This is a genomic window from Streptomyces sp. SM18 (assembly GCF_002910775.2).
Classification (GTDB): Bacteria; Actinomycetota; Actinomycetes; order Streptomycetales; family Streptomycetaceae; genus Streptomyces; species Streptomyces halstedii.
In genome coordinates this window covers 4,676,874-4,701,274 of sequence record NZ_CP029342.1, presented here as the reverse complement: position 1 = coordinate 4,701,274, position 24,401 = coordinate 4,676,874, and the positions used below count along the sequence as shown (strand labels likewise).

The 24,401-nt window shown below is 71.9% G+C and carries 21 protein-coding genes; 11 read left to right on the top strand and 10 right to left on the bottom strand.

All coding sequences use genetic code 11. From position 1 onward, the window contains the following. The first annotated feature begins 3 nt into the window (after positions 1-3). Positions 4-708 (top strand): DUF402 domain-containing protein, encoded by a 705-nt coding sequence (locus tag B9S64_RS21405; RefSeq protein WP_103492648.1) that lies wholly within the window; start codon positions 4-6, stop codon positions 706-708. Between the two features lie 381 nt (positions 709-1,089). Continuing rightward, positions 1,090-2,997, top strand: a complete 1,908-nt coding sequence (locus B9S64_RS21400; protein ID WP_103492649.1) for an ATP-binding SpoIIE family protein phosphatase — start codon at positions 1,090-1,092, stop codon at positions 2,995-2,997. A gap of 82 nt (positions 2,998-3,079) precedes the next feature. Here the strand turns inward: B9S64_RS21400 and B9S64_RS21395 are convergent, their stop codons facing one another. Continuing rightward, entirely contained in the window at positions 3,080-5,290 is a 2,211-nt protein-coding gene (locus B9S64_RS21395; protein WP_103492650.1) for a transglycosylase domain-containing protein, read from the bottom strand. A 221-nt stretch (positions 5,291-5,511) separates the two neighbouring features. Between B9S64_RS21395 and B9S64_RS21390 the strand changes: the two genes are divergently transcribed. The 5 genes from B9S64_RS21390 to B9S64_RS21370 all read left to right on the top strand — a co-directional run bounded on the left by B9S64_RS21390 (position 5,512) and on the right by B9S64_RS21370 (position 10,458). Next, positions 5,512-6,483 (top strand): SPFH domain-containing protein, encoded by a 972-nt coding sequence (locus B9S64_RS21390; RefSeq protein ID WP_103492651.1) that lies wholly within the window; start codon positions 5,512-5,514, stop codon positions 6,481-6,483. Further along, positions 6,480-6,773, top strand: coding sequence for a hypothetical protein (locus tag B9S64_RS21385; protein WP_103492652.1), 294 nt, complete (start codon positions 6,480-6,482; stop codon positions 6,771-6,773). The genes B9S64_RS21390 and B9S64_RS21385 overlap by 4 nt, the downstream gene beginning before the upstream one ends. Positions 6,774-6,911: 138 nt before the next feature. Then, positions 6,912-7,436: a PadR family transcriptional regulator gene (locus B9S64_RS21380; RefSeq protein WP_093528540.1), complete on the top strand. Its 525-nt coding sequence runs from the start codon at positions 6,912-6,914 to the stop codon at positions 7,434-7,436. After that, positions 7,433-8,119, top strand: a complete 687-nt coding sequence (locus B9S64_RS21375) for an ABC transporter ATP-binding protein (RefSeq protein ID WP_103492653.1) — start codon at positions 7,433-7,435, stop codon at positions 8,117-8,119. The genes B9S64_RS21380 and B9S64_RS21375 overlap by 4 nt, the downstream gene beginning before the upstream one ends. Next, positions 8,116-10,458: an FtsX-like permease family protein gene (locus B9S64_RS21370; RefSeq protein ID WP_103492654.1), complete on the top strand. Its 2,343-nt coding sequence runs from the start codon at positions 8,116-8,118 to the stop codon at positions 10,456-10,458. Before B9S64_RS21375 ends, B9S64_RS21370 begins: the two co-directional genes overlap by 4 nt. Before the next feature lie 73 nt (positions 10,459-10,531). Here the strand turns inward: B9S64_RS21370 and B9S64_RS21365 are convergent, their stop codons facing one another. Then, complete coding sequence (locus B9S64_RS21365; RefSeq protein WP_103492655.1) at positions 10,532-11,515, bottom strand: hydrogen peroxide-inducible genes activator; 984 nt, start codon at positions 11,513-11,515, stop codon at positions 10,532-10,534. Between the two features lie 132 nt (positions 11,516-11,647). On the opposite strand from B9S64_RS21365, the gene B9S64_RS21360 reads away from it, so the two are divergent. Continuing rightward, positions 11,648-12,202, top strand: coding sequence for a peroxiredoxin (locus B9S64_RS21360; protein ID WP_014048079.1), 555 nt, complete (start codon positions 11,648-11,650; stop codon positions 12,200-12,202). Between the two features lie 12 nt (positions 12,203-12,214). Beyond that, positions 12,215-12,751, top strand: coding sequence for an alkyl hydroperoxide reductase (locus B9S64_RS21355; protein ID WP_103492656.1), 537 nt, complete (start codon positions 12,215-12,217; stop codon positions 12,749-12,751). 316 nt (positions 12,752-13,067) lie between these two features. Here the strand turns inward: B9S64_RS21355 and B9S64_RS21350 are convergent, their stop codons facing one another. From B9S64_RS21350 to B9S64_RS21335, 4 genes are all read right to left on the bottom strand, one after another. Continuing rightward, positions 13,068-14,480, bottom strand: a complete 1,413-nt coding sequence (locus tag B9S64_RS21350) for an AI-2E family transporter (RefSeq protein ID WP_103492657.1) — start codon at positions 14,478-14,480, stop codon at positions 13,068-13,070. Positions 14,481-14,612: 132 nt separating this feature from the next. After that, a complete protein-coding gene (locus B9S64_RS21345) occupies positions 14,613-15,323 on the bottom strand; it encodes a transglycosylase SLT domain-containing protein (protein ID WP_028439004.1) in 711 nt (236 codons plus the stop codon). Between the two features lie 390 nt (positions 15,324-15,713). Further along, positions 15,714-17,036, bottom strand: a complete 1,323-nt coding sequence (locus tag B9S64_RS21340) for a PhoH family protein (RefSeq protein WP_103492658.1) — start codon at positions 17,034-17,036, stop codon at positions 15,714-15,716. A 592-nt stretch (positions 17,037-17,628) separates the two neighbouring features. Next, positions 17,629-18,390 (bottom strand): isoprenyl transferase, encoded by a 762-nt coding sequence (locus tag B9S64_RS21335; RefSeq protein WP_103492659.1) that lies wholly within the window; start codon positions 18,388-18,390, stop codon positions 17,629-17,631. 204 nt (positions 18,391-18,594) lie between these two features. On the opposite strand from B9S64_RS21335, the gene mgrA reads away from it, so the two are divergent. After that, positions 18,595-19,632, top strand: a complete 1,038-nt coding sequence (mgrA, locus tag B9S64_RS21330) for an L-glyceraldehyde 3-phosphate reductase (protein ID WP_103492660.1) — start codon at positions 18,595-18,597, stop codon at positions 19,630-19,632. A gap of 398 nt (positions 19,633-20,030) precedes the next feature. On the opposite strand, the gene B9S64_RS21325 is transcribed toward mgrA, so the two are convergent. The 3 genes from B9S64_RS21325 to B9S64_RS21315 form a co-directional block, all read right to left on the bottom strand. Then, complete coding sequence (locus B9S64_RS21325; RefSeq protein ID WP_103492661.1) at positions 20,031-20,486, bottom strand: hypothetical protein; 456 nt, start codon at positions 20,484-20,486, stop codon at positions 20,031-20,033. Between the two features lie 151 nt (positions 20,487-20,637). Then, a complete protein-coding gene (locus B9S64_RS21320; RefSeq protein ID WP_103492662.1) occupies positions 20,638-21,471 on the bottom strand; it encodes a class I SAM-dependent methyltransferase in 834 nt (277 codons plus the stop codon). 220 nt (positions 21,472-21,691) lie between these two features. Beyond that, entirely contained in the window at positions 21,692-22,549 is an 858-nt protein-coding gene (locus B9S64_RS21315) for an A24 family peptidase (RefSeq protein WP_103492663.1), read from the bottom strand. 105 nt (positions 22,550-22,654) lie between these two features. Between B9S64_RS21315 and B9S64_RS21310 the strand changes: the two genes are divergently transcribed. Then, complete coding sequence (locus B9S64_RS21310) at positions 22,655-23,107, top strand: DUF192 domain-containing protein (protein ID WP_103492664.1); 453 nt, start codon at positions 22,655-22,657, stop codon at positions 23,105-23,107. 29 nt (positions 23,108-23,136) lie between these two features. On the opposite strand, the gene B9S64_RS21305 is transcribed toward B9S64_RS21310, so the two are convergent. Next, positions 23,137-24,333 carry a glycosyltransferase family 39 protein gene (locus B9S64_RS21305; protein WP_103492665.1) on the bottom strand — a complete coding sequence of 399 codons (1,197 nt, stop codon included), beginning with the start codon at positions 24,331-24,333 and terminating at the stop codon, positions 23,137-23,139. Positions 24,334-24,401 lie beyond the last annotated feature (68 nt).

Here is a 24,401-nt window from a genome sequence, read left to right as displayed (position 1 = left end):
TTCATGACAGCCACGGAAGCGGGTACGGGAGCGGGCGCCGGGGCGGGCCCGGGAGACGGCGCGCGGTGGGCCCCGGGGGACCACATCCTCTGGCGCTACCGGGGCAACGCGGACGGGCGCCGGGTGCACATCTGCCGGCCGGTGACCGTCGTCCAGGACACCGACGACCTGCTCGCGGTGTGGATGGCCTCCGGTACGGAGTGCGTCAGACCGGTGCTCGCCGACGGTACCCAGGTGCACGCCGAGCCGCTCGCCACCCGCTACACCCGGCCGCGCACCACGGTGCGTTCGCGGTGGTTCGGCTCGGGCGTGCTCAAGCTGGCGCGGCCGGGCGACCCCTGGTCGGTGTGGCTGTTCTGGGACCGCGGCTGGGTCTTCCGGAACTGGTACGTCAATCTGGAGGAGCCCCGCTCGCGCTGGGCCGGTGGGGTGGATTCCCAGGATCATTTCCTGGACATCTCGGTGCATCCCGACCGCAGCTGGGAGTGGCTCGACGAGGACGAGTTCGCCCAGGCCCAGCGCGTCGGGCTGATGGACCCGGACACGGCGAAGCGGGTGCGCCGGGCCGGTCTGGCCGCGGTCGAGGTGATCCACGCGTGGGGCGCGCCGTTCCGGGACGGCTGGGAGCACTGGCGCCCCGACCCGCGGTGGACGGTCCCGCCGCTCCCGGATGACTGGGACCGCACCCCCTCCCGCACCCCGTCGTGAGACCCTTGTCGCACCCCAGGGGGACGAACGTAGGATCGCCCTCGATGAACCGTTCCACCGCACCGGCGCACACCAACGCCGCTACGGTGCACGGGGGCTGACCACAAGTCACCGCACGACGCGCGCCACGCGCCCGGTCCACGGAACCGGACGTACGACGCGGTCGCACGAACCACTACGAGGGGGTGGAGACGTGCTCGCCGAACGCCGCCCCGCCGCCGCGTCGGGCTGCCCGGGACCGGTGCGCGGCCGCACGGTTTCGGCCCCGTCCCCCGGGGCACCCGGTGACAGCCGTTGTTTTCACCGCTCTCGCCGGGGCACAGTGGCGCCCCACGAGGTGAATGCCTCATACAACCGGCCCGGACGGACGGAATCCCACGCGTGACGGAGCATCCCACCTCCCACGAAGGCCGGCAGCCGCTCGCGGCCCGGCCGCAGGAGCGAGCCCGGCCCCGGCAGCAGGAAACCCTGCCGGCCGCCACCGCCGCGATCCCGAACCCCGCCGTGCCCGGTCAGGGACCGGCCGCCGGGGAGCAGGCCGTACCCGCCGACGGCGGCCAGGCCGCCATCCGCCGCGAGGGGGACCGGCTGCGCTTCGTCGGCGCGGCGACCCGCCGGATCGCCCGGGGCATGGACCTGGACGAGATCGTGCTGGGGCTCTGCCGGGCCTCGGTGCCGACCTTCTCCGACGCCATACTCGTCTATCTGCGCGACCCGCTCCCGGTGGGCGACGAGCGGCCGGTCAGCCCGTTCGTGCTGCGGCTGCGCCGCACCGACCGGCTGCGCCTCACCACCGAGGAGAGCGAGACGGCGCCCGAGGGCGAACGGCTGCGGCTGCCCGTCACCGACCCGCAGGCCGGGCTGCTGCCCGCCGCGGATCTGTGCGAGGTGCGTACGGGCGGTGCGCTCGCCGAGGTGCTGCGCGGGGTACGCCCCGTCTTCGGGGACTCCGCTGCGGCCCGTGTCGCGGTGCCCGAGCTGCTGGGCGCCGGGCGGACCGTACCCACCGGCCACCGGGCGATCCTGGCCCCGCTGCGCGGCCGGCGGCGGGTGATCGGTGCCGCCGTGTTCCTGCGCGGCCCCGAACGCGCGCCGTTCGAGGCGGGTGATCTGCTCGTCGCGGCCCAACTGGCCACGCACACCGCGCTGGGCATCGACAAAGCGATGCTGTACGGGCGGGAGGCGTACATCGCGGACGAGTTGCAGCGCACGATGCTGCCCGACTCGCTCCCCCAGCCCACCGGCGTACGCCTGGCCTCGCGGTATCTCCCGGCGGCGGAGACGGCACGGGTGGGCGGCGACTGGTACGACGCGATCCCGCTGCCCGGCAGCCGGGTCGCGCTGGTCGTCGGTGACGTCATGGGCCACTCGATGACCTCGGCGGCGATCATGGGCCAGCTGCGCACCACCGCGCAGACCCTCGCCGGACTCGACCTGCCGCCGCAGGAGGTCCTGCACCACCTGGACGAGCAGGCGCAGCGGCTCGGCAGCGACCGCATGGCGACCTGCCTGTACGCGGTGTACGACCCGGTCGCGCACCGGATCACCGTCGCCAACGCCGGCCATCCGCCGCCGGTCCTGCTGCATCTGGGCGGCCGGGCCGAGGTGCTGCGGGTGCCTCCGGGTGCCCCGATCGGCGTCGGCGGGGTCGACTTCGAGGCGGTCGAGCTGGACGCCCCGGCCGGTGCCACGCTGCTGCTGTACACCGACGGTCTGGTGGAGTCGCGGCTGCGGGACGTGTGGACGGGGATCGAGCTGCTGCGGGAGCGGCTGGCGGCGACCGCCCGGCTGACCGGTCCCGACCACTCGCCGCCGCTGGAGGCGCTCTGCGACGACGTGCTGGACATGCTGGGCCCCGGCGACCGGGACGACGACATCGCGCTGCTCGCCGCCCGTTTCGACGGGATCGCGCCGAGCGACGTGGCGTACTGGTTCCTGGACCCGGAGGACGCGGCCCCCGGCCGGGCCCGCCGGCTGGCTCGCAGGGCGCTCGGGCGGTGGGGGCTTGACCATCTCGCGGACGAGGTGGAACTGCTGGTCAGCGAGGTGGTCACCAACGCCGTGCGGTACGCGGAGCGCCCGGTGACGCTGCGGCTGCTGCGGACCGACATCCTGCGCTGCGAGGTGGGCGACGACGCCCCGCAGCTGCCCCGGCAGCGCCGGGCACGGGAGACGGACGAGGGCGGCCGGGGTCTGTTCCTGGTCAACCGGATGGCCAGGCGGTGGGGTGCGACGCGGCTCTCCACCGGCAAGGTGGTCTGGTTCGAGATGGCCGTGCCCGCCTCGTAGCGGCCGGGGGAAGCGGGGAGGGGCGGTGCCCGACGGCACCGCCCCTCCCCGCGTGTTCACCGGCCCGGCGGGCCGCTCCGGTTCACTGACCGAGCACGCCGTTCTCCGGCCGTTCGCCCGGCGGCTGGTCCTCACCGCCGGGCCACTCGGGTGCGCTGGGTGATCCGCTGGGCGTCCAGGAGGGCGTGTCGCCGGGTGTCTCGGCCGGGGACGACTCCCCCTCGCCGGGAGTCCCGCTGGGGCTCGTGGTGGGCGCCGAGGGCGTTTCGGACGGTGTCTTCTCGGGTGCCTCGGTCTCCGACGGTGTGCTGGAGGGGCTCCTGGTCACCGGCGGCGCCTCGCCGTGTTCCACGCCCTCCAGGTCGAAGGTGGCGTCGGAGCCGCCACCGAGGGCGCCCAGGGTGTAGTCGGCCCAGATCCTCGCCGGGAAGCCGCCGCCGTTGGCCCGGCCGGAGTTGGCCGTACCGGTCAGGGTGACCTGTCCGCCGCCCTCCTTGGTGGACTCGCCGTACAGGGCGACGACCGTGGAGAGTTCGGGCGTGTAGGCGGCGAACCAGGCGGACTTGTTGTTCTCGGAGGTGCCGGTCTTGCCCGCCGCGTCGTAGGCGGTGGTGTTGGCCTCGTGACCGGAGCCGATGTCCACGACCTCGGTCAGCGCCTTGGTGACGGTGTCGGCCGACGCCCGGCTGATCACCTGGTCGCCGATGCCCTTGACCGGCTCCATGGTGCGGTCGCGGTGCTCGGCGGACTTGACGATGGTCGGGGTGACCTTCTTGCCGTGGTTGTCGAGGGTGGCGTACACGCCCGCCATGTCCCAGGTGGAGGCGTTCATGGTGCCCAGGGTGACGGCGGGGCGTTCGGGGAAGTTCTTGTCCGGTACGCCGAGGGCGAGCGCGGTCTTCTTCACGGCCTTCGGGGTGACGTCCACGACCATCTGCGCGAAGACGGAGTTGATCGACTTGTCCATCGCCTTCTGGACGGTGGGGTGGTCGTAGCTGATGTCGTCCTCGTTCTGCGGGGCGAACGGGGTGTCGCTGCCGACGACGGGGCGCTTGCTGGTGCCGTCGTAGACCGTGTCGAGGCCGATCAGGTTGCCGTCCTGGGTCTTCGACCCGTTCTCCAGGGCCGAGGCGAGCACCAGCGGCTTGAAGGTGGAGGCGGGCTGGTAGTCCTGGCGGGTGGCGTTGGATATCCAGTGCTCCGTGGCGCCGACGCCGCCGTAGAGCGCCACCACCTTGCCGGTCTTCGGGTCCACCGAGGTGGCGCCCGCCTGGACGGTCGCGTCGGTCGCGTTGCCCTTCCGGTCGAGCTGGCTCTCCAGCTTGCGGTCGACCGCCTTCTCCAGCTGCTTCTGCTTCTTCTTGTCGATGTTGAGGGTGATCGTCCAGCCGCCGGCGTCGAGCATCTCCCCGGTGACGCCCTGCCGTGCCATCTCCTGGTTGGCGGCCTCGACGAGATAGCCGGTCTGGCCCTCCATGCCCGGCGCCGCCTTGGGCGCGTCGGGGGCGGGGAAGGTCAGCTTCGCGCGCTCGGCCGGGTCGAGCCACCCCTCGTCGACCATGTTGTCCAGGGTGTAGGCCCAGCGCTCCTTGACGAGCTTCTTGCCGGTCGCCGAGGCGACCGCCCAGTCGTACTGGCTGGGGGCCTGGAGCAGGGCCGCGAGGTAGGCGCCCTGGGAGACGTCGAGGTCCTCGGCGTCGACCCCGTAGTAGGCCTGGGCCGCCGCCTGGATGCCGCTGGCACCGCGCCCGTAGTACACGGTGTTGAGGTACCCGGCGAGGATGTCGTCCTTCTTCGTGCTCTGGTCGACCTTGAGCGAGATCACCAGTTCCTTGAGCTTGCGGCTGACCGTCTGGTCCTGCGTGAGGTAGTAGTTCTTGACGTACTGCTGGGTGATCGTGGAGCCGCCCTGCTTGCCCTTGCCGGTCAGGGTGTTGAGCAGGCCGCGGGTGGTGCCCTTGAGGTCGACGCCCTTGTCCCGGTAGAACGACTTGTTCTCGGCGGCGACGAAGGCGTGCTGGACCTTCTTCGGTACGGCGGAGAGGTCCACTATCTCCCGGTTGACCCCGCTTCCGGTGCGGGCCAGCAGGGTGCCGTCGCTGTACTTGTAGACGTTGCTCTGCTTCTCGGCCTGGGCGTTGGCCTGGGGGACGTCCACGTACATGTAGAGCGCCGCGAAACCGCCCATCACCAGCAGGCAGAGCCCGAAGAAGGTGCCCAGCAACTTCCGCCAGGTGAAGAGCCTGCGTATGCCGCCGCTCCCGGCAGCCCGACGCGCATCCGCTCGACCCATCGCTGTGGTGCTCCTGTTCCTCTGCTCGAACCGCTCCGGTCAGACGTGCCAGCTAACACCGAAAGCTTGGACAAAAGGCAAGCGATCCGGCCTTTTCCGGACGTGAGAATCAGCACCCGTCTCCTAGGGAACCGACGCACGAGGGGTGCGCATGGTTGTGGAGAGCGGTAATGTGTAATCACATTGCTAGCGCGGTGATAAGCCGCAGGAACGGGGGACCCATGTCCGCACCGCAGGAACACCCAGGCACCGCCGGCCCCGGCCCCGGCCTCGCGCCGGACACACCCGACATGCCCGCTCCGCAGGTCAGGGAGACCACGGCGCACTCCATCCCCGGCGGCCTCGGACTGCTCCTGACCGTCCTCGGCGTGTTCGTCGGCGTGGGTCTGGCCGTCGTCGGCGGGATCGTCGGGTCGAACGGCAACAACGCGGTCGGCGTTCCGGTCCTCGTCGTCGGGCTGCTGCTCGCCGTCGGCTCGTTCTTCTGCATGACCGGCGTGAAGATGGTCGCCCCGGGCGAGGCCCGCGTGATCCAGCTCTTCGGCCGGTACGTCGGCACGATCCGGGACGACGGACTGCGCTGGATCAACCCGCTGACCTCCAGCCGCAAGATCTCCACCCGCGTCCGCAACCACGAGACGGCGGTCCTGAAGGTCAACGACGCGTACGGCAACCCCATCGAGCTGGCCGCGATCGTCGTCTGGAAGGTGGACGACACCGCGCAGGCGCTCTTCGAGGTCGACGACTTCCTGGAGTTCGTGGCCACCCAGACCGAGGCGGCCGTCCGGCACATCGCGATCGAGTACCCGTACGACGCCCATGACGAGGGCGGGCTCTCGCTGCGCGGGAACGCGGAGGAGATCACCGAGAAGCTCGCGGTCGAGCTGACCGCGCGGGTCCGGGCGGCGGGCGTCTCGATCATCGAGTCGCGTTTCAGCCACCTCGCGTACGCCCCGGAGATCGCCTCGGCGATGCTCCAGCGCCAGCAGGCGGGAGCGGTCGTCGCCGCCCGCCAGCAGATCGTCGAGGGCGCGGTGGGGATGGTCGAGATGGCGCTGACCCGGATCGCCGAGCAGGACATCGTGGAGCTCGACCCGGAGCGCAAGGCGGCGATGGTGAGCAATCTGATGGTGGTGCTGTGCGGTGACCGCGCGGTGCAGCCGGTCCTGAACACGGGCACGCTCTACCAGTGACCGACCAGGGCACGCCCTCACCGGGGGCCGGGACGGAGGGGGCTCCCGCCGGGTCCCCCCGTCCCGGCGGTGCCGCCCGGCGGCAGCGGAAGCAGACGCTTCTGCGGCTCGACCCGGTGGTGCACGACGCGCTGGCCCGGTGGGCCTCGGACGAACTGCGCAGCACCAACGCGCAGATCGAGTTCCTGCTCCGGCGGGCGCTGGCGGAGGCGGGGCGGCTGCCGGGAGGCGCGGCGCCGATCCCCCGCCGGGGGCGGCCCCCGAAGGAGGCGGCCGACGGGGCGGAGTGACCCGGGGACCACGGGCACCCGCCCCGCCCCTCGCCTCCGGCACCGAAAAGGCCTGATCACGCCACTCACCCCACCTGGGAACCCGGAAGCAGGGACCCGTATACATGCGGCGTATACACAGCATGTACAGTGCTCCGCATGTCAATCGGTCACACCCTGCTCGGACTCCTGGAGTCCGGCCCGCGCCACGGCTACGACCTCAAGCGCGCCTTCGACGAGAAGTTCGGCCACGACCGTCCTCTGCACTACGGGCAGGTCTACGCGACCATGTCCCGCCTGCTGAAGAACGGCCTGGTCGAGGTCGACGGCGTCGAGAGCGGCGGCGGCCCCGAGCGTAAGCGCTACGCCATCACCGACGCCGGGATCACGGACGTCGGCGCCTGGCTCGCCCAGCCCGAAAAGCCCGAACCGTACCTCCAGTCGACCCTGTACACCAAGGTCGTCCTCGCCCTGCTCACCGGGCGCAGCGCCGCGGACCTGCTGGACGCCCAGCGCTCCGAACACCTGCGCCTGATGCGTGTCCTCACCGACCGCAAGCGCAAGGGGGACCTCGCCGACCAGCTGATCTGCGACCACGCCCTCTTCCACCTCGAAGCCGATCTGCGCTGGCTGGAACTGACCGCCGCGCGCCTCGACCAGCTCGCCGAGGTGGTGAACCCGTGACCCCCGCCGGCTCCCTGCTCGTCGCGCAGGACCTCCACAAGACCTACGGTTCGACGCCCGCGCTCGACGGTGCCTCGTTCTCCGTCCACCCCGGTGAGGTCGTCGCCGTCATGGGCCCCTCCGGCTCCGGCAAGTCGACCCTGCTGCACTGCCTGGCCGGAATCGTCACCCCCGACGCGGGCACCATCACCTACGGCGGCCGCGAGATCTCCTCGATGTCGGACGCCGAGCGCAGCGCCCTGCGCCGTACCGACTTCGGCTTCGTCTTCCAGTTCGGCCAGCTCGTCCCCGAGCTGACCTGCCTGGAGAACACCGCCCTGCCGCTCCGCCTCAACGGCGTCCGGCGCAAGGACGCCGAGCGCACGGCCCGGGAGTGGCTGGAGCGCCTGGAGATCGAGGACATCGCCGCCCAGCGGCCCGGCGAGGTCTCGGGCGGCCAGGGCCAGCGGGTCGCCGTCGCCCGCGCCCTGGTCGCCTCCCCGAAGGTGGTCTTCGCCGACGAGCCGACCGGTGCGCTGGACTCGCTGAACGGCGAGCGGGTCATGGAACTGCTCACCGAGTCCGCCCGGTCCGCGAACACCGCCGTCGTCCTGGTGACCCACGAGGCCCGGGTCGCCGCCTACTCCGACCGCGACATCGTCGTACGCGACGGCCGCGCCCGTGATCTGGAGCACGCCGTATGACCTGGCTGCGCGACCTGGGCCTCGGGATACGTTTCGCCGCCGCGGGCGGACGCGAGGGCTGGGCACGGACCGCGCTCACCGCCGTCGGCGTCGGGCTGGGCGTGGCACTGCTGCTGGTCGCCTCGTCCGTGCCCCACCTGCTGGACGAACGGTCCGCGCGGAGCGACGCCCGCTACGAGGCGACCGCCTCGCGGAACGCGGACTCGGCGAAGAAGTCGGACACCAGCGTCCTGCGGATCGACGCGGAGACCGAGTACCGCGGCCACACGGTCGGCGGGTTCGTGATGCGTGCGGAGGGGGCGCATCCGCTCACCCCGCCCGGCGTCGCCGAATTCCCCGCTCCGGGCGAGATGGTCGTCTCCCCCGCGCTCAGGGAACTGCTGGCCTCCTCCGAGGGGAAGCTCCTCAAGGAGCGGCTGCCCTACCGGATCAGCGGGACGATCGCCGACACCGGCCTGCTCTCGCCCGGCGAGCTGTACTTCTACGTGGGCAGCGACACCCTCACCCAGGCCGCCGGCGGCCACCGGCTGACCGGGTACGGGGTGGACCCCCAGGACACGGCGCTCTCGCCCGTCCTGGTCGTACTGATCATCATCATCTGCGTGGTGCTGCTGGTACCGGTGGCCATCTTCATCGCCACCGCCGTGCGGTTCGGCGGCGAACGCCGGGACCGCCGGCTGGCCGCGCTGCGGCTGGTCGGCACCGACATCCGGCAGACCCGCCGGATCGCGGCGGGCGAGGCCCTGTTCGGGTCACTCGTCGGGCTGCTGGTCGGCGGGGCGCTCTTCCTGGTGGGCCGCCGGTTCGTGGGGGCCGTGGAGCTGTGGAACCACAGCGCCTTCCCGTCCGACCTGGCGCCGGCCACCTGGCTGGCCGCACTGGTCGTCGTCGCGGTGCCCCTCTCGGCGGTGCTCGTCACGCTGGTCGCCATGCGCTCGGTGGTCATCGAGCCGCTCGGCGTCGTACGCCACGCGGGCAGCCGCGGCCGGCGGCTGTGGTGGCGGCTGCTGGTGCCCGCCGCCGGGCTCGCGGTGCTGGTCTCGACGGGTAAGGTCGGGCAGTTCGAGCCCGTCAACCCCTACCCGATCGCGGGGGGCGCCGTCCTGGTCCTGTTCGGGCTGGCGCTGCTGCTGCCCTGGCTGGTGGAGGCGGCGGTGAAGCGGCTGCGCGGCGGCCCGCTGCCCTGGCAGCTCGCCATACGGCGGCTCCAGCTGAACAGCGGCGCGGCCTCCCGCGCGGTCAGCGGGATCACGGTCGCGGTGGCGGGCGCGGTGGCCCTCCAGATGATGTTCGCGGCCGTCGGCGACGAGTTCGACGAGATGACGGGGCAGGACCCGTCGCGGGCCCAGTTCCACACCTTCTCCGAACTGGTCGACGGCGACGCGGCCGCCCGGACCATCGAGGCGTTCCAGGCGACCGAGGGGGTGGAGGCCGTCATCGGCACGGTCGAGGCGTATGTGCTGAAGCCGGGGAAACCGAAGGACCCCGACGGCATGCAGCCGGTCACCTCCCTGACCGTCGGCGACTGCGCCACCCTGAGGGAACTGGCCGACATCGGCTCCTGCAAGGACGGAGACGTCTTTGTCGCCCACCCCAAGGACGACAAGGAACAGGCCGACTGGATCGACCAGACCGCCCGTAAGGGCAAGGAGGTCGAGCTCAACTCCACATACGCGGACATGCCGGGCGCGAAGTCGCAGCTCTGGACGCTGCCGGCCGACGCCCGCACGGTGCGGGCCGGCCTCGATCCGCTCGGCTCCGAGCACTGGGGCATCCTGGCCACGGTCGGGGCGCTCGACCCCCGTACGCTGCCCAGCGCGCAGACCATCGCGCAGATCCGGATCGACGAGAGCGTCCCGGACGCGGCCGAGCACGTACGGAACACGGCGGCCAGGATCGACCCGGGGATGCGGGTCGCCACCCTGAACTCGGTGACCCGCGACCGGCAGTACGCGAGCGTGCAGACCGGGCTGCGGCTCGGCGCGGCGGCGACGCTGGGGCTGATCGCCCTGTCGATGCTGGTCAACCAGCTGGAGCAGCTGCGTGAGCGCAAGCGGCTGCTGTCGGTCCTGGTCGCCTTCGGCACCAGGCGCGTCACGCTGGCCTGGTCGGTGCTGTGGCAGACCGCCGTGCCCGTGGTCGTCGGCCTCCTGGTCGCGATCGTGGGCGGGACGGGGCTGGGTACCGTCCTGACGTGGATGCTGGACAAGCCGGTGACCGAGTGGTGGCTGTTCCTGCCGCTCGCCGGAGCGGGCGGCGGCCTCATCGTGGCCGTCACCCTGCTCTCGCTGCCGCTGCTGTGGCGGCTGATGCGCCCGGACGGCCTGCGGACGGAGTGACGGGCCGGGCCCGCGCGCGGAACACGGAGTGACGCCCAGGGGTGGGCGCGGACCGGTCACGGCCGGAGCGCGCTCACCCCTGGGCCGTCGCGCCCGCGGTGCTCCCGTCCGGTGTGCGGACGGGCAGCACCGTCATCGCCTCGCGCAGGGCCGCCGCGAACTCCTCGAACTCCGCGTACCGCGCGGTGCCCGTCCGGACCGCGAGCGCCACCCGCCGGGAGGGGGCCGGGTCGGCGAAGTGGGCGGTGGACAGCGCCTCGTTGCGTCCGGTCTCGACCGTCACCGCCGTACGCGGCAGCAGGGTCACCCCGAGCCCGCCCGCGACGAGTTGCACCAGGGTGGAGAGGCCGGCGGCGGTCGTCGTCACCGGTCCGCCCTGGGTGCGCCCGGCCTCCCGGCAGATGTCCAGCGCCTGGTCACGCAGGCAGTGCCCCTCGTCGAGCAGCAGCAGCGGCAGGTCCCGCAGCACCTCGCGGGGGATGCCGCTCCGCCCGCCCAGCCGGTGGCCCCGCTCCGTCACCAGCACGAAGTCCTCGTCGAACAAGGGCAGTTCGCTGACGCCGGGCACACCGAGCGGCACGGCGAGCAGCAGCAGGTCCAGCCGGCCGGCCGCCAGCCCGTCCAGCAGCGAGGAGGTCTGCTCCTCGTGGACCTGGAGGTCGAGGTCCGGATAGCGCTCGTGCACCAGCCTGAGCACGGTCGGCAGCAGATAGGGGGCGACGGTCGGGATCACCCCGAGCCGGAGCGTCCCGGTGAACGGCGCCCGCACCGCCTCCGCCTCCTCCATCAGCTCACCGACGGCCGACAGCACGGCGTCCGCCCGCGCCGCGAGCCGCTTCCCGGCGGGCGACAGCAGCACCTTGCGCGTCGTACGCTCGATCAGCTGGACACCCAGTGCCACCTCCAGCGCGGACACGGCCCCGGACAGCGCCGGCTGACTCATCCCGATTGCCGCCGCCGCGTCCCGGAAGTGCAGATGCTCCGCCACGGCCGCGAAGGCGCGCAACTGGGACAGGCTCGGCTGTTTGGCCCTGTTGGCCTGATGTACATACCCCACTGATAGGCACCTCCGATCACCACGAGCGAGTGTAGCTATTTCCGTGATCAATGCACTCTGTGCCAAGGTGGTGCCAGTCCAACCCCCAGGAAGTCCCCCAAAAAGGGAATTCCTATCCAGCAAGGAGTGCGCGTGCTCACTGTCGGTGACAAGTTCCCCGAGTTCGACCTGACCGCTTGTGTGTCGCTGGAGAGCGGCAAGGAGTTCGAGCAGATCAACCACAAGACCTACGAGGGCAAGTGGAAGATCGTCTTCGCGTGGCCGAAGGACTTCACCTTCGTGTGCCCCACCGAGATCGCCGCCTTCGGCAAGCTGAACGACGAGTTCGCCGACCGTGACGCCCAGATCCTCGGCTTCTCCGGCGACTCCGAGTTCGTGCACCACGCCTGGCGCAAGGACCACCCGGACCTGACCGACCTGCCCTTCCCGATGCTGGCCGACTCGAAGCACGAGCTCATGCGCGACCTCGGCATCGAGGGCGAGGACGGCTTCGCCCAGCGCGCCGTCTTCATCGTCGACCAGAACAACGAGATCCAGTTCACGATGGTGACCGCCGGTTCCGTGGGCCGTAACCCCAAGGAGGTCCTGCGGGTCCTCGACGCCCTGCAGACCGACGAGCTGTGCCCGTGCAACTGGACCAAGGGCGAGAACACCCTCGACCCGGTCGCGCTCCTCTCGGGCGAGTGAGCTGATACGGACATGGCACTCGACGCACTCAAGTCCGCCATACCGGACTTCGCCAAGGACCTGAAGCTGAACCTCGGTTCGGTCATCGGCAACAGCGAGCTCCCCCAGCAGCAGCTCTGGGGCACCGTCCTGGCCTGCGCGATCGCCTCGCGCTCGCCGAAGGTGCTCCGCGAGCTGGAGCCGGAGGCCAAGGCCAACCTCTCCGAGGAGGCCTACACCGCGGCGAAGGCGGCGGCCGCCGTCATGGCGATGAACAACGTCTTCTACCGCACCCGGCACCTGCTGTCGGACCCCGAGTACGGAAACCTCCGCGCGGGCCTGCGGATGAACGTCATCGGCAAGCCGGGCGTGGAGAAGGTCGACTTCGAGCTGTGGTCGCTCGCCGTCTCCGCGATCAACGGCTGCGGCCAGTGCCTCGACTCCCACGAGCAGGTGCTGCGCAAGGCCGGCGTGGACCGCGAGACCGTCCAGGAAGCCGTCAAGATCGCCTCGGTGATCCAGGCGGTCGGCGTGACCCTGGAGGCCGAGGCCGTACTCGCCGAGCAGTAGGAGCGGTACAGGCAGTACCGTTGCACCAGGGCGTGTTTCGAAAGTAGCGCCGTCCGCCCGGAGGGCGGGGCCCGCGGCGTCCGGTGCGTGCGATCGCAAGGCGGAGGATCGCCCTCGTACTGGACGTACTTGGGCGACTCCGACAACGCGGCGAGCGTGCGTGCCGGGCGTCGCGGGCCAGGCGGGACTTTCGAAACACGCCCTGGAGGGCCCCGCGGACGACCGACCGTCCGCGGGGCCCTCTCGTGCGTGTGTCCTCGTGCGGTTCCCAGGTGTTGGCGGCCCGTGGGTGCCGCCTCTCCTGGTACGCGGGGCCTCAGCGCTGCTTCGGCTCGCCGTCTCCGCCGCCGTCCGGCTCCGGCCGGTCCCCCCGGTCACGGCTCTCGGGGCGGTCCGCCGACGGGATGCCCGACGCCTCGGTCGGCGAGAGCGCGATCGCGGTGGCCCCGCGCGGCCGGGGCGCGTGCCGCAGCGCGGACTCCCGCCCGTACGCCCGCAGATAGCCGACCACCGTGTTGGTCACGGCCACCAGGGGCACGGCGACGACCGCACCGCCGATGCCCGCGATCATGCCGCCCGCGGCGACCGACAGGACGACGGCCAGCGGGTGGACGCGCACCGCGCGCCCGAGGATGAACGGCTGGAGGATGTGGCCCTCGATCTGCTGCACGGCCAGCACCACGATCAGCACCATCAGCGCGGTGAACACGCCCTGGGTGACCAGCGCGACGACCACGGCGAGCGCCCCGGAGACCACGGCGCCGACCAGTGGGATGAAGGCGAAGAGGAAGATGAAGACGGCCAGCGGCACCGCCATCGGCACGTCGAGGAAGTAGATCCCGAGCCCGATGAAGATCGCGTCGATCAGGGCGACGATGACCGTGCCCCGTACGTAGGCGGTCAGCGTGCGCCAGGCGCGCGGACCGGCACCGGCCACCCCCGGCCGGGCCTGGGCGGGCACCAGCTTGAGGAACCACTCCCAGATGCGCCGGCCGTCGTAGAGCAGGAAGAGCGTCGAGAACATCGCCAGCAGCAGACCGGTGAGGAACTCCACCATCACCGTGACGCCTTGGAGTCCGGCGGAGGTTATCTCCTCGGTGTTGGTGCCGATGGTGTCGCTGAGGTTCTTGGCGACGTCGTTGATCTGCTGTTCGGTGACGTGGAACGGGCTGTCCAGCAGCCAGCGCTTCAACTCCTCGATACCGTCCCGGACCCGGTCGGAGAGGGTGTCCAGGTTGTCCATCACCTGCCACACCACGAACCAGCCGACCAGGCCGATCAGGACGAAGCCGAGCACGGCGGTGACGGCGGTCGCGAGCCCGCGGGGCAGTCCGAGGCGCTTGAGCCGTACGACGGTGGGCTGGAGGACCGCCGTCACCAGCAGGGCCGCGACGAAGGCCAGGACGACCAGTTGGACGGCGCTGATCACGCGCATGAGCACCCAGAGCGTGCCGGCCAGGACCAGCAGCCGCCAGCCCGCCTCCGCGGCGACGCGCATCCCCCAGGGGATGACGACGACCGGATCGGGCCGGGCGGCGACGGAGGGCGCGTAGTCGGGCGGGCGCGGCACCTGGTCGGCGACGGCTGCCTGTGTCGAGGGGGGCGGGCTCGCGTCGGTCACGTGCTCGTCCGCCTCGTGTTCGCCCTCGGCGCGGCGTTCTTCCAGGCGCGCCCCGATCTCGGTGAGTCCGGCGCCCAACCGGCCGAGCCACCCCGGAAGTTTAGACATGACGTTTCCCTTTCCCCCGCCTGCTCCCATCACTCCCCCGGAGTAGTTCGAATCGACCGTACACACGAAAGCCCCGCACCGTAGGACGGTGCGGGGCTTCTCGGGGTTGAGCGGGAGCCTCGGCCGGTCTGCTCAGTACGACTGGTGCTCCAGCCAGAAGGACCAGGCGCCGCACGGGCTGCCGTAACGTCCGTTCATGTAGCTGAGGCCCCACTTGATCTGGGTGGCCGGGTTGGTCTGCCAGTCGGCGCCGGCGGAGGCCATCTTGTTCCCGGGGTAGGCCTGCACGAGACCGTAGGCGCCGGAGGACGGGTTGACCGCGAGGTAGTTCCAGGTCGACTCGTGGTCCACGATGTTGCTGAAGCACTGGAACTGGTCGGCCGGGACCATCTGACGGGCCATCGCCTGGACCTCGGCCACGGTGTAGGAGCCCTTGGCGGAGAACGAGGAGGCGTCGCGGACCGAGGACCGGCTGGCGCGCTCCTCCTCGGCCTTGCGCTCCTTCTCCTTGCGCTCTTCCTCCAGCTTGTCCTCGGCCGCCTGCTTCTTGGACTTGGCGTCCTTGGCGGCCTGGACGCGAGCCGTCTCCTCGGCGGACTTCTTGGCGGCGGCGTCGGCTGCGGAGGCCTGCGCGTCGGCCTGCTGCGTCAGCGAGGCGGTCTGGACCTGGGCCTGCTGGCCCGCGGGGATGTCTGCGAGCAGCGTGGTGTCGGCTGCGGCCGCCTCGAAGTTGTTGTCGTCGGCAGCGGGAGTGCTGCCCGAAGCAACGCCTACGACGGCGCCTACGGTGGTGACCGCGGTGGCGGATGCCACAGCGAACCCCCGGACCGAGATCCGGCTCACACGGTGTCCTTCCAGCGTCGCCCGCTTCAGGTGACCTCGCGGGCGCAATGTGCCCCTGGCGCTGGCCTCCCTACTGCTTGGGTCACGGGAGACACGGGCCCGGTGGGCGACTTCCTCACGGAAGCGCCGCGTGGTGCTCGCGGGCGGCATACGGACGACGAGTGTTGAGTTGTGTGGTGCGTGGCACCTCCAGGAGGTGCCCGAGTGCCGTATGCGGGGCCTGACGGAAGCAAGACTCTGCCGGAGAGACACGCGCTGTTGCAATTCTGTGTCGCGTGGGAAAGGTCACACCTCGTTTGGAGCATGCGTTTTCCGGAAATGACAGCGCAGCACGATGCCGCCCGACTAGGATCCTTCGCCCGCCGGGCGGCATCGACCGGACGTTTCCTGTCAGATGTGGCCGTCCTCCAGCATTTCGGTCACCAGCGCGGCGATCGGTGAACGCTCGGACCTGGTGAGCGTGACGTGCGCGAAGAGCGGATGACCCTTCAGCTTCTCGACGACGGCGACGACTCCGTCGTACCGGCCGACCCGGAGGTTGTCCCGCTGGGCCACGTCGTGAGTGAGCACGACACGCGAGTTCGCCCCGATCCGGGACAACACGGTCAGCAGCACGTTCCGTTCGAGCGACTGGGCCTCGTCCACGATCACGAACGCGTCGTGCAGCGAGCGGCCCCTGATGTGGGTGAGCGGCAGGATCTCCAGCATCCCGCGACCCAGCACCTCTTCGATGACTTCGCGTCCGGCGACCGCCGAGAGCGTGTCGAAGACGGCCTGTGCCCAGGGGCTCATCTTCTCGGCCTCGGTACCGGGGAGGTAGCCGAGCTCCTGCCCGCCGACCGCGTACAACGGGCGGAAGACCATCACCTTCTGATGCTGCCTGCGCTCCAGCACGGCCTCCAGGCCCGCGCAGAGCGCCAGCGCCGACTTACCGGTGCCCGCCCGTCCACCCATCGAGACGATGCCGACCTCCGGGTCCAGGAGCAGGTCGAGCGCGATGCGCTGCTCGGCGCTGCGCCCGTGGATCCCGAACGCCTCCCGGTCGCCGCGGACGAGGCGTACGTTGCCCTCGGCCGTGACCCGGCCGAGCGCCTTGCCGCGCTCGGACTGGAGGACCAGCCCGGTGTGCACCGGGTACGCGGCGGCCTCGGGAACGTACAGCGTCTCCTCGGTGAACAGCAGGTCGACCTGCTCGGCGGGGAGGGCCAGTTCGGCCATGCCCGTCCAGCCGGAGTCCGTGATGGCGAGCTCGGCGCGGTACTCCTCGGCGAGGAGGCCGACCGAGGACGCCTTGATCCTCAGCGGGAGGTCCTTGGAGACGACGGTGACGTCGTACCCCTCGGCCTGGAGATTGCGCGCGACCGCGAGGATCCGTGAGTCGTTGTCCCCCAACCGGTAGCCGGCGGGCAGGACGCCGGGATCGGAGTGGTTGAGTTCGACACGGAGCGAACCGCCCAGGTCCCCGAGCGGGATCGGGGCGTCCAGCCGGCCGTACCGGACCCGGAAGTCGTCCAGCAGGCGCAGGGCCTGCCGGGCGAAGTAACCGAGCTCGGGGTGGTGCCGTTTGGCCTCCAGCTCCGTGACCACGACGATCGGCAGCACCACTTCGTGCTCGTCGAACCGGGTCATGGCGTTGGGGTCGGCCAGCAGGACGCTGGTGTCGAGAACATAGGTGCGCCGGTCGGACATGCGGCGCTTGGTACTGGTCACCACGGAAGGACGTACCCCCTCGGACGAGGTCGGGGAGTGCGACGGAGGTCGCGGAACTTCCCGAAGGAAGAGGACGGACCGGGTTCGGGCCCCGAGCGCGGGCCGGACACCGGCCCTCCGCGTCGGCCGCAGGGGCTGCGGTCCTTCGTGTGCAAAGGGCCTCCCGGGCGAGCGGGCTGGGCGCCGCTCATTGGGCTGCGACGTCCGCCTGGCTGGTGACCGGACATCGACCTGAGAGGAATATTCCCCCCTGTCCTGCGGGTCATGCGGCCGATCGGGTCCGTCCGGAGTAAGGGGGCGCCCCGGGCGAGGGCGTGCCCCCTGGTACGGGTGGGTCCTCCGGGGGTGCGGGAGGGTTCTCCGGGAGTACGGGTGGGTCCTCGGGGGATGCGGGGGGCTCTCCGGGAGGCGGGAGGGCGGTCGAGGCGCACGGGCCGGCTCGGGCTCCCGTGTGCGGGGGGATCGGCTCGGACGGTCCGGGGGCGTCCTGGGCGCCCTGGCCCCTGGGGGCGCGGCGCCCGGCGGGGTTCCGGCGGGAGCGGCGCCGGGCCCGGTACCGGGAGGGTCGGTGCCCGGCGCCGGGCCGGGCTCGGGGTCAGGCGCCGTAGCGGCGGTGGCGGGCGGCGTAGTCACGCAGCGCCCGCAGGAAGTCGACCTTGCGGAAGGCCGGCCAGAAGACCTCGCAGAAGTAGTACTCCGAATGCGCGCTCTGCCAGAGCATGAAGCCCGAGAGCCGCTGCTCCCCGCTGGTGCGGATCACCAGGTCGGGGTCGGGCTGGCCGCGCGTGTAGAGGTGCTCGGAGATGAGGTCGGTGGAAACGACCTCGGCCAGCTCCTCGAAGGTCGTGCCCTTCTCGGAGTGCTCCAGCAGCAGGGACCGGACGGCGTCGGCGATCTCCTGGCGTCCGCCGTAGCCGACGGCGACGTTGACGATTATCCCGTCGATGCCGCGTGTGGCCTCCTCCGCCTCCTTGAGCACCAGCTGGGTCTGCGGGGGCAGCAGATCGAGCGTGCCGACGTGGTGGACCCGCCAGCGACCGTCCGCCGCCAGCTGGCGCACGGTGTTCTCGATGATGTGGAGCAGCGGGGTGAGCTCCGCCTCGGGCCGGTCGAAGTTGTCCGTGGACAGCAGCCAGAGGGTGACGACCTCGACGTCGGTCTCGCTGCACCAGCCGAGGAGCTCGGAGATCTTGTCGGCCCCCGCCTGGTGGCCCTGCACGGCCGAACCGCCGGACGCCTTGGCCCACCGCCGGTTCCCGTCGAGGATGACTCCGATGTGCTTGGGCACCTGGGCGTGATCCAGGCGACCTCCCACCCGGCGTGCGTAGAGCCCGTACACCAGGTCGCGCAAGTTCACTGAAGTCACCCTCTCGGTTCCTTACGGGCCGCAGGCCCGCCCTCCCCGTCGCCGGGGGTCCGGGGCCGTCCCCGGGGGATCGCCACACAGTCCGCACCTATGTATGCACACGCGGACCGGCTTTTCCCGAAGCCGCCACATTACTGCGGCCGGGTCACGGGGGCCCAACCCGGTCTGTCACAACTCCGTGATAAGGAGGGAATCGTGACTGATTCCCTCCAATACCGTGCCGCCGGGTCGCGTTACGACTCCATGGAGTACCGCCGCACCGGCCGCAGCGGTCTCAGGCTCCCGGCCGTCTCCCTCGGCCTCTGGCACAACTTCGGCGACGACCGCGCCCTGGACTCCCAGCGGGCGATCCTGCGCCGTGCCTTCGACCTCGGCGTGACCCACTTCGACCTGGCCAACAACTACGGCCCGCCGCCCGGCTCCGCCGAGCTGAACTTCGGCACGCTCTTCCACCAGGACTTCGCGCCGTACCGGGACGAGCTGATCATCTCCACCAAGGCCGGATACCTGATGCATCCCGGCCCGTACGGGGAGTGGGGATCCCGTAAATACCTGCTGTCCTCGCTCGACGCCTCGCTGAAGCGGATGCGCCTCGATCACGTCGACATCTTCTACTCGCACCGCTTCGACCCGCACACGCCCCTGGAGGAGACGATGGGGGCGCTCGCCTCCGCCGTGCACCAGGGGAAGGCCCTGTACGTCGGGGTGTCCTCCTACGACGCCGCGCAGACCACCGAGGCCGCGCGGCTGCTCAGGGAGATGGGCGTGCCGGCCCTGATCCACCAGCCCTCCTACTCCATGGTGAACCGCTGGACCGAGGCGGACGGGCTCCTCGACGCGCTGGAGGCGGCCGGTATGGGCTGCATCTCCTTCGCCCCGCTCGCCCAGGGACTGCTCACCGGCAAGTACCTCGCGGGCATCCCGGAGGGGTCGCGCGCCAGCCAGGGCAAGTCCCTCGACCCGGGCCTGCTCTCCGAGGAGATGGTCCGCCGTCTGCGTGGACTGAACGACATCGCGGCGGGCCGCGGCCAGTCCCTCGCCCAGCTCGCGCTCACCTGGGTGCTGCGGGACAGCCGTATGACCTCGGCCCTGATCGGCGCGTCGAGCGTCCGGCAGCTGGAGGAGAACGTGGCCGCGCTCGGCGCCCCGGCGCTGTCGGCCGACGAACTGAGGGAGATCGACACCTTCGCGGTGGACACCGCGAGCACCAACATCTGGGCCAACCGCGGCTGACCTCCGGCCCTGGAACGGCCGGGCGGCGGAGCGCCCGCACGGCACGGGAGCGGTCGGGAGACCGGTGCGTGCCCGGCCCAGGGGCGGGGCACAAAAAACGGGCCGGTCCGTGGGGGGGGGATACGGACCGGCCCGAGGGGGGGTTTCCACCATAACCCTTCGTAAGTGCTGATGCGTGCTGCGGCGCTCCACAATTACTCTCCGAATTCACCGGAATGCGCTGCGAGCACGTCGTGGGAGCGCTTCCAGGCTGGTTCCGGAGTGGTTCCAGCCGGTTCCGGCGTGGTTTCCGTCCCGTTCCGGAGTGGTTCCCCCGCCCGTTCCGGGGCCGGGGCGAGGCCGGGGTGCGCGAGTGGGGCCGGGGGCGGCCGGGGTGGCGGTTCGTCCCCGCGACGGGATCAGAGGCGTACGAAGCGGATCGTCACGGTGTCCCCGCCGGTGACCACGAAGTCGCCCTCCTCGCACCGGAAGACCGCCTCGTGCACCTTGTCCTGGGCGTCCCGGCGTTCGTGCGTGCCGACGACCGTCCAGGCCCCGGTGTAGGGGGGCAACGGCAGCTGGGGCAGAGGCCCGAACTCCCACAGGCCGGCGGGCACGCACCAGTCGGGGAGGGCGGGCCACGCGCCGGAGGTGATCCCCAGCGTTCCGTCGAAGGCACAGGTCAGCAGGATCGAAGCACCGCCGTCGAGGACGAACTCGACGGCTTCCGGTTCCCCCGCGCGCCCTTCGGGCCGGTAGAACAACCCGTGGACGGCGGTGATCCGCGCGCCCGTGAGCCAGTCGGCTCTGCTGTGGCGCCGACGGCCGGTCGGGCGGCTGATCCCGCCGCCGGACGTGTCCCTTCCTACCGTCATGGCCCGCTCCTTCGTTGGCGCTCGGACAACAGGGTCGCACTACCCATGAGTAGGACGGTGGAACGGGTGCCGCCGTTGCATCCGGCTTACCGCACAGGTGTGTTGAGTACCTACACTATGAAGTCGCCTGTCACGGGGGCGGGTCGGGCGTTCAGCGCGGCTTGCGGGCCTCGATGAGGAAGCGTGAGCTGTGCGCGACGAACGGCCCGTCCGACTCGATCGCGCGGTGCAGGGAGCGCAGTTGGGGCAGATGGGCCGCGACCGTGAAGCCCGGGACCATCCAGATGACCTTGCGCAGAAAGTAGACGACGGCCCCGATGTCGAAGAACTCGACGCGCAGCCGCTCATGGCGCAGACCGAGCACGTCGAGCCCGGCGGCCTCGGCGTCGGCCGCCGCCCGGTGCGGGTCACGGGCGGTGCGCTCCTCGGCCGTACGCGGCCCCAGGAAGTGTTCGACGACCTCGAACACGCTGGCCGGGCCGACCTGTTGGGAGAAGTACGTGCCGCCGGGTGCCAGTACCCGGGCGATCTCCTCCCACCAGGTGGTCACCGGGTGCCGGCTGACCACCAGGTCGAAGGCGCTGTCGCCGAAGGGCAGCGGCGGCTCGTCCGGGTCGGCGACGACCACGGCGCCACGCGGGTGCAGCAGTCGGGTGGCACGGGCGACGTTCGGGGGCCAGGACTCGGTGGCCACGGTCAGCGGCGGCAGCCGGGGCACGGACGCCAGGACCTCGCCGCCGCCCGTCTGGATGTCGAGCGCGGCCGTCGCCCGGCCCATACGGTCGGCCATGGCGCGGGCGTAACCCCAGGACGGGCGCTGCTCGGTGGCGCGTCCGTCGAGCCAGGAGAAGTCCCAGCCGTCGACGGAGACGGCGTCGGCCTCCGCGACGAGAGCGGCGAACCGCTCGTCGGAACCCGGGGTGCGCGAGGCGCCTGAGCCGGGCGAGGGACCGGAGCCGGGCGGGGAGGTGTTCGGCGGGGTCATACGGAGATCGTGTCAGCGCCGCACACCGGACGCGACCGTATATCCGTGCGGCCGGAGGCGGGCGTACGGCCGTGCGGCCGGAGGCGAGCGTACGACCGTGCGGCCGGAGGCGAGCGTGCCGCCGCGCCGGGACGGCTGCGCGGGGCTGGTGTGGTGGTGCCCGCGTCCGCCCGACTCGCTTCCGCCGGACTCGCTTCCGCCCGGCCCGCGTTCGCCGGGATCAGGCGGACAGCCCGCCGAGCACCAGCCCCAGCAGCGCACCGGCGATCATGAACGGGCCGAACGGGATGCCCGTCGTACGCCCGGCCCGACGCAGGAGCAGCAGGCCGAGTCCGTACACGGCGCCGAACAGGAACCCCGCGAAACCGCCGGTGCACAGCACCGCCCAGCCGTACCAGCCGAGGGCCACTCCCAGGGCCAGGGCCAGCTTCACGTCCCCGAAGCCCATGCCGTCGGGGTTGATCAGGAACAGCAGGAAGTAGAAGCCCCCGAGCGCCACGCCACCCAGCAGGGCGGTGCTCCAGGAGCCGGTGTGGCCCGGAAGCAGCGTCACTCCCCCGAGGAGCAGGGTCACCGCGGCGGCCAGCGGCAGGGTCAGCGCATCGGGCAGCCGGTGCACCCGGCGGTCGACGACGCAGAGGAGTACCGCCACGGGCGCGGCCGCCAGCCACACGGCGAGTTCGGGCCGGGGCCCGACGGCCCAGGCGAGTAGCGCGCAGACGAGCACGGTGACGGCCGGGGCAAGCACGCCGGGGGCGTAACGGGGACGCCCGGCCGGTACGACGCTGCTCGGGCCGGGCTCGGCTCCGGCGGGGGCGGCGGCCTCCGGACCGGGCTCGGCTCCGGCCTCCGCGCCGGGCCCGGGGGCCGTACCGCCCGGACGGACAGGCACGGCGCATCTCGCGCAGACGGCCGGGCCGATCCAGCCACGGCCGCGACCGGTGAGCGCGTGTCCGGCCGGGCAGGCGTCCCGCCACGGCTCCTCGGGCTCGACGGAGAACCGGTACGCGGCCCGTGGTAACAGCAGTCCGGTGGCGGCGCCCCAGAAACCGGCGACCGCGATCAGTGTGGCGTCCACGGGACGGACCCTAATCCGCCCGCCCCACACCGGTCTTGGGTCCGGGGGCCCAGCGCGCACCGTTGTGGACCCACCCCCGCGCCACGAGGGCTACGGTCGGGGCCCATGGGGAGATGGCGCGACGGCAGGGGCACGCTGACGGTCGGGACGGACACGTCCACGGTCACGGAGGCGGGTGTGGACGAAAGCGCGGCCGGGAACGCGGGGCCGGAGCCGGACGGGAGGGCGTCCGGCGCGCGGCCGCACGCGATACCGCTGCGGATCGCGGCCTCCTACCGGGCACGGGCGAGGGGGCTGCTCGGGGCGGACGGGGTGGACGGGGCGCTGCTGATCACCCCGTGCGCGGGCGTGCACACCTTCCGGATGCGGTTCACCATCGATGTGGCCTATCTGGACCGGGACTTCAGGGTCCTCGCCGTCCGCACGATGAAGCCCGGCCGGCTCGGTCTGCCGAGGCCGCGGGCCCGTCATGTGCTGGAGTCCGAGGGCGGCGCGATGGAGGGATGGGGGCTGCGTCCGGGCCGCCGGGTACGGATCTCCCCGGCGCATCCCCGGTAGTTCGGGGGTCCTCGTCGCGGGCGACCGGCTCACGGCGGGCCGGACCCCAGCAGCGTCCAGGCCCCGTACGCGGCGGAGGCCAGGGCGAGCACGACGAGGGCGGCCGTGGTGCGCGCCGTCGTACGCGGCCTGAGCAGGGCGACGGCGGGCGGCAGGAGCAGCGGGAAGGCGGGCATCATCAGGCGCGGCCGGGACCCGAAGTATCCCGAGCCGATCAGCGAGATCACGACGATCGCGATGCCGTACACCAGCACGGGGAGCGGCTGCCGCTGCCGTACGCACAGGAACACCAGCCACCCCAGCAGCCCCAGCGCCGCGCAGAGTCCGAGTGCGGCGGGCAGCGGCAGTCCGGCGACGAAGACGGCGAGTGCCCGGCCCCCGTCGATGCTGTTGCCCCACTCGGCCTGGACCTCGAAGTAGGCGAACGGGCTGCCCTCACGCACCGCGACGAACACCACGTACCCCAGCCAGCCCAGCGGGGCGAGGCAGACACCGGCCAGCATGCGGGTGTGCCGGCGCGGCAGTCCCTCCCGCCGCCCCGCACGCCACTCCCGCACGAGGGTGGCCGCCGCGGTGATCGCGAGCGCGGCGACGAGGGCCGCCGCCGAGGGCCGGGTCAGCCCCGCCAGCACGCTGAGCGCGCCCGCCAGGATCCAGCGGTCCCGGAGCACCGCGTACAGGGCCCAGGCCGCGAGCGCGGTGAACAGGGTCTCGGTGTACGCCATCGACTGGACGAACGCCGTCGGGTACGCCCCCCACAGCGCGGCCAGCACCACCCCGGCCGGCCGGCCGCGCAGCCGCGCGCCGACCGCGTAGATCCCCCACGCGGCGACCAGCCCGGCCATCCACGCGAGGGTGATCCCGGCGTCCTGGAGGGTGAGCGGGGTGACGGCGCCGACGGCCCGTTCCAGGGCGGGCAGCAACGGGAAGAAGGCCAGGTCGGGATGGAGGGTCCCGTCGGGGAGGGTGGCGGTGTAGCCGTAGCCGTTCTCGGCGATCCGCTGGTACCAGACGGAGTCCCAGCGCCCGCCGAGCAGGTGCCAGGCGTCCTTTCCGGCGGCCGACGCCCACACCAGGAAGACGAGCAGCCCGACGGCCCGGACCGCCGCGTACGCCGCGAGGGCGGGGGCGGCGGCGGTGAGCGCGGCCCTGGCACGCGGCCGCAGGCCCTCGGCGGGGGGCGGTGTGCCGGGGGCAGGCCGGGGCAGGGTCTGGTTGTCGGGCATAGGCCGATTATGGCCACCGGGCCACCGGCCGCCCTCGCGCACCCACCCGCCACGACCCGCCCGAAGGA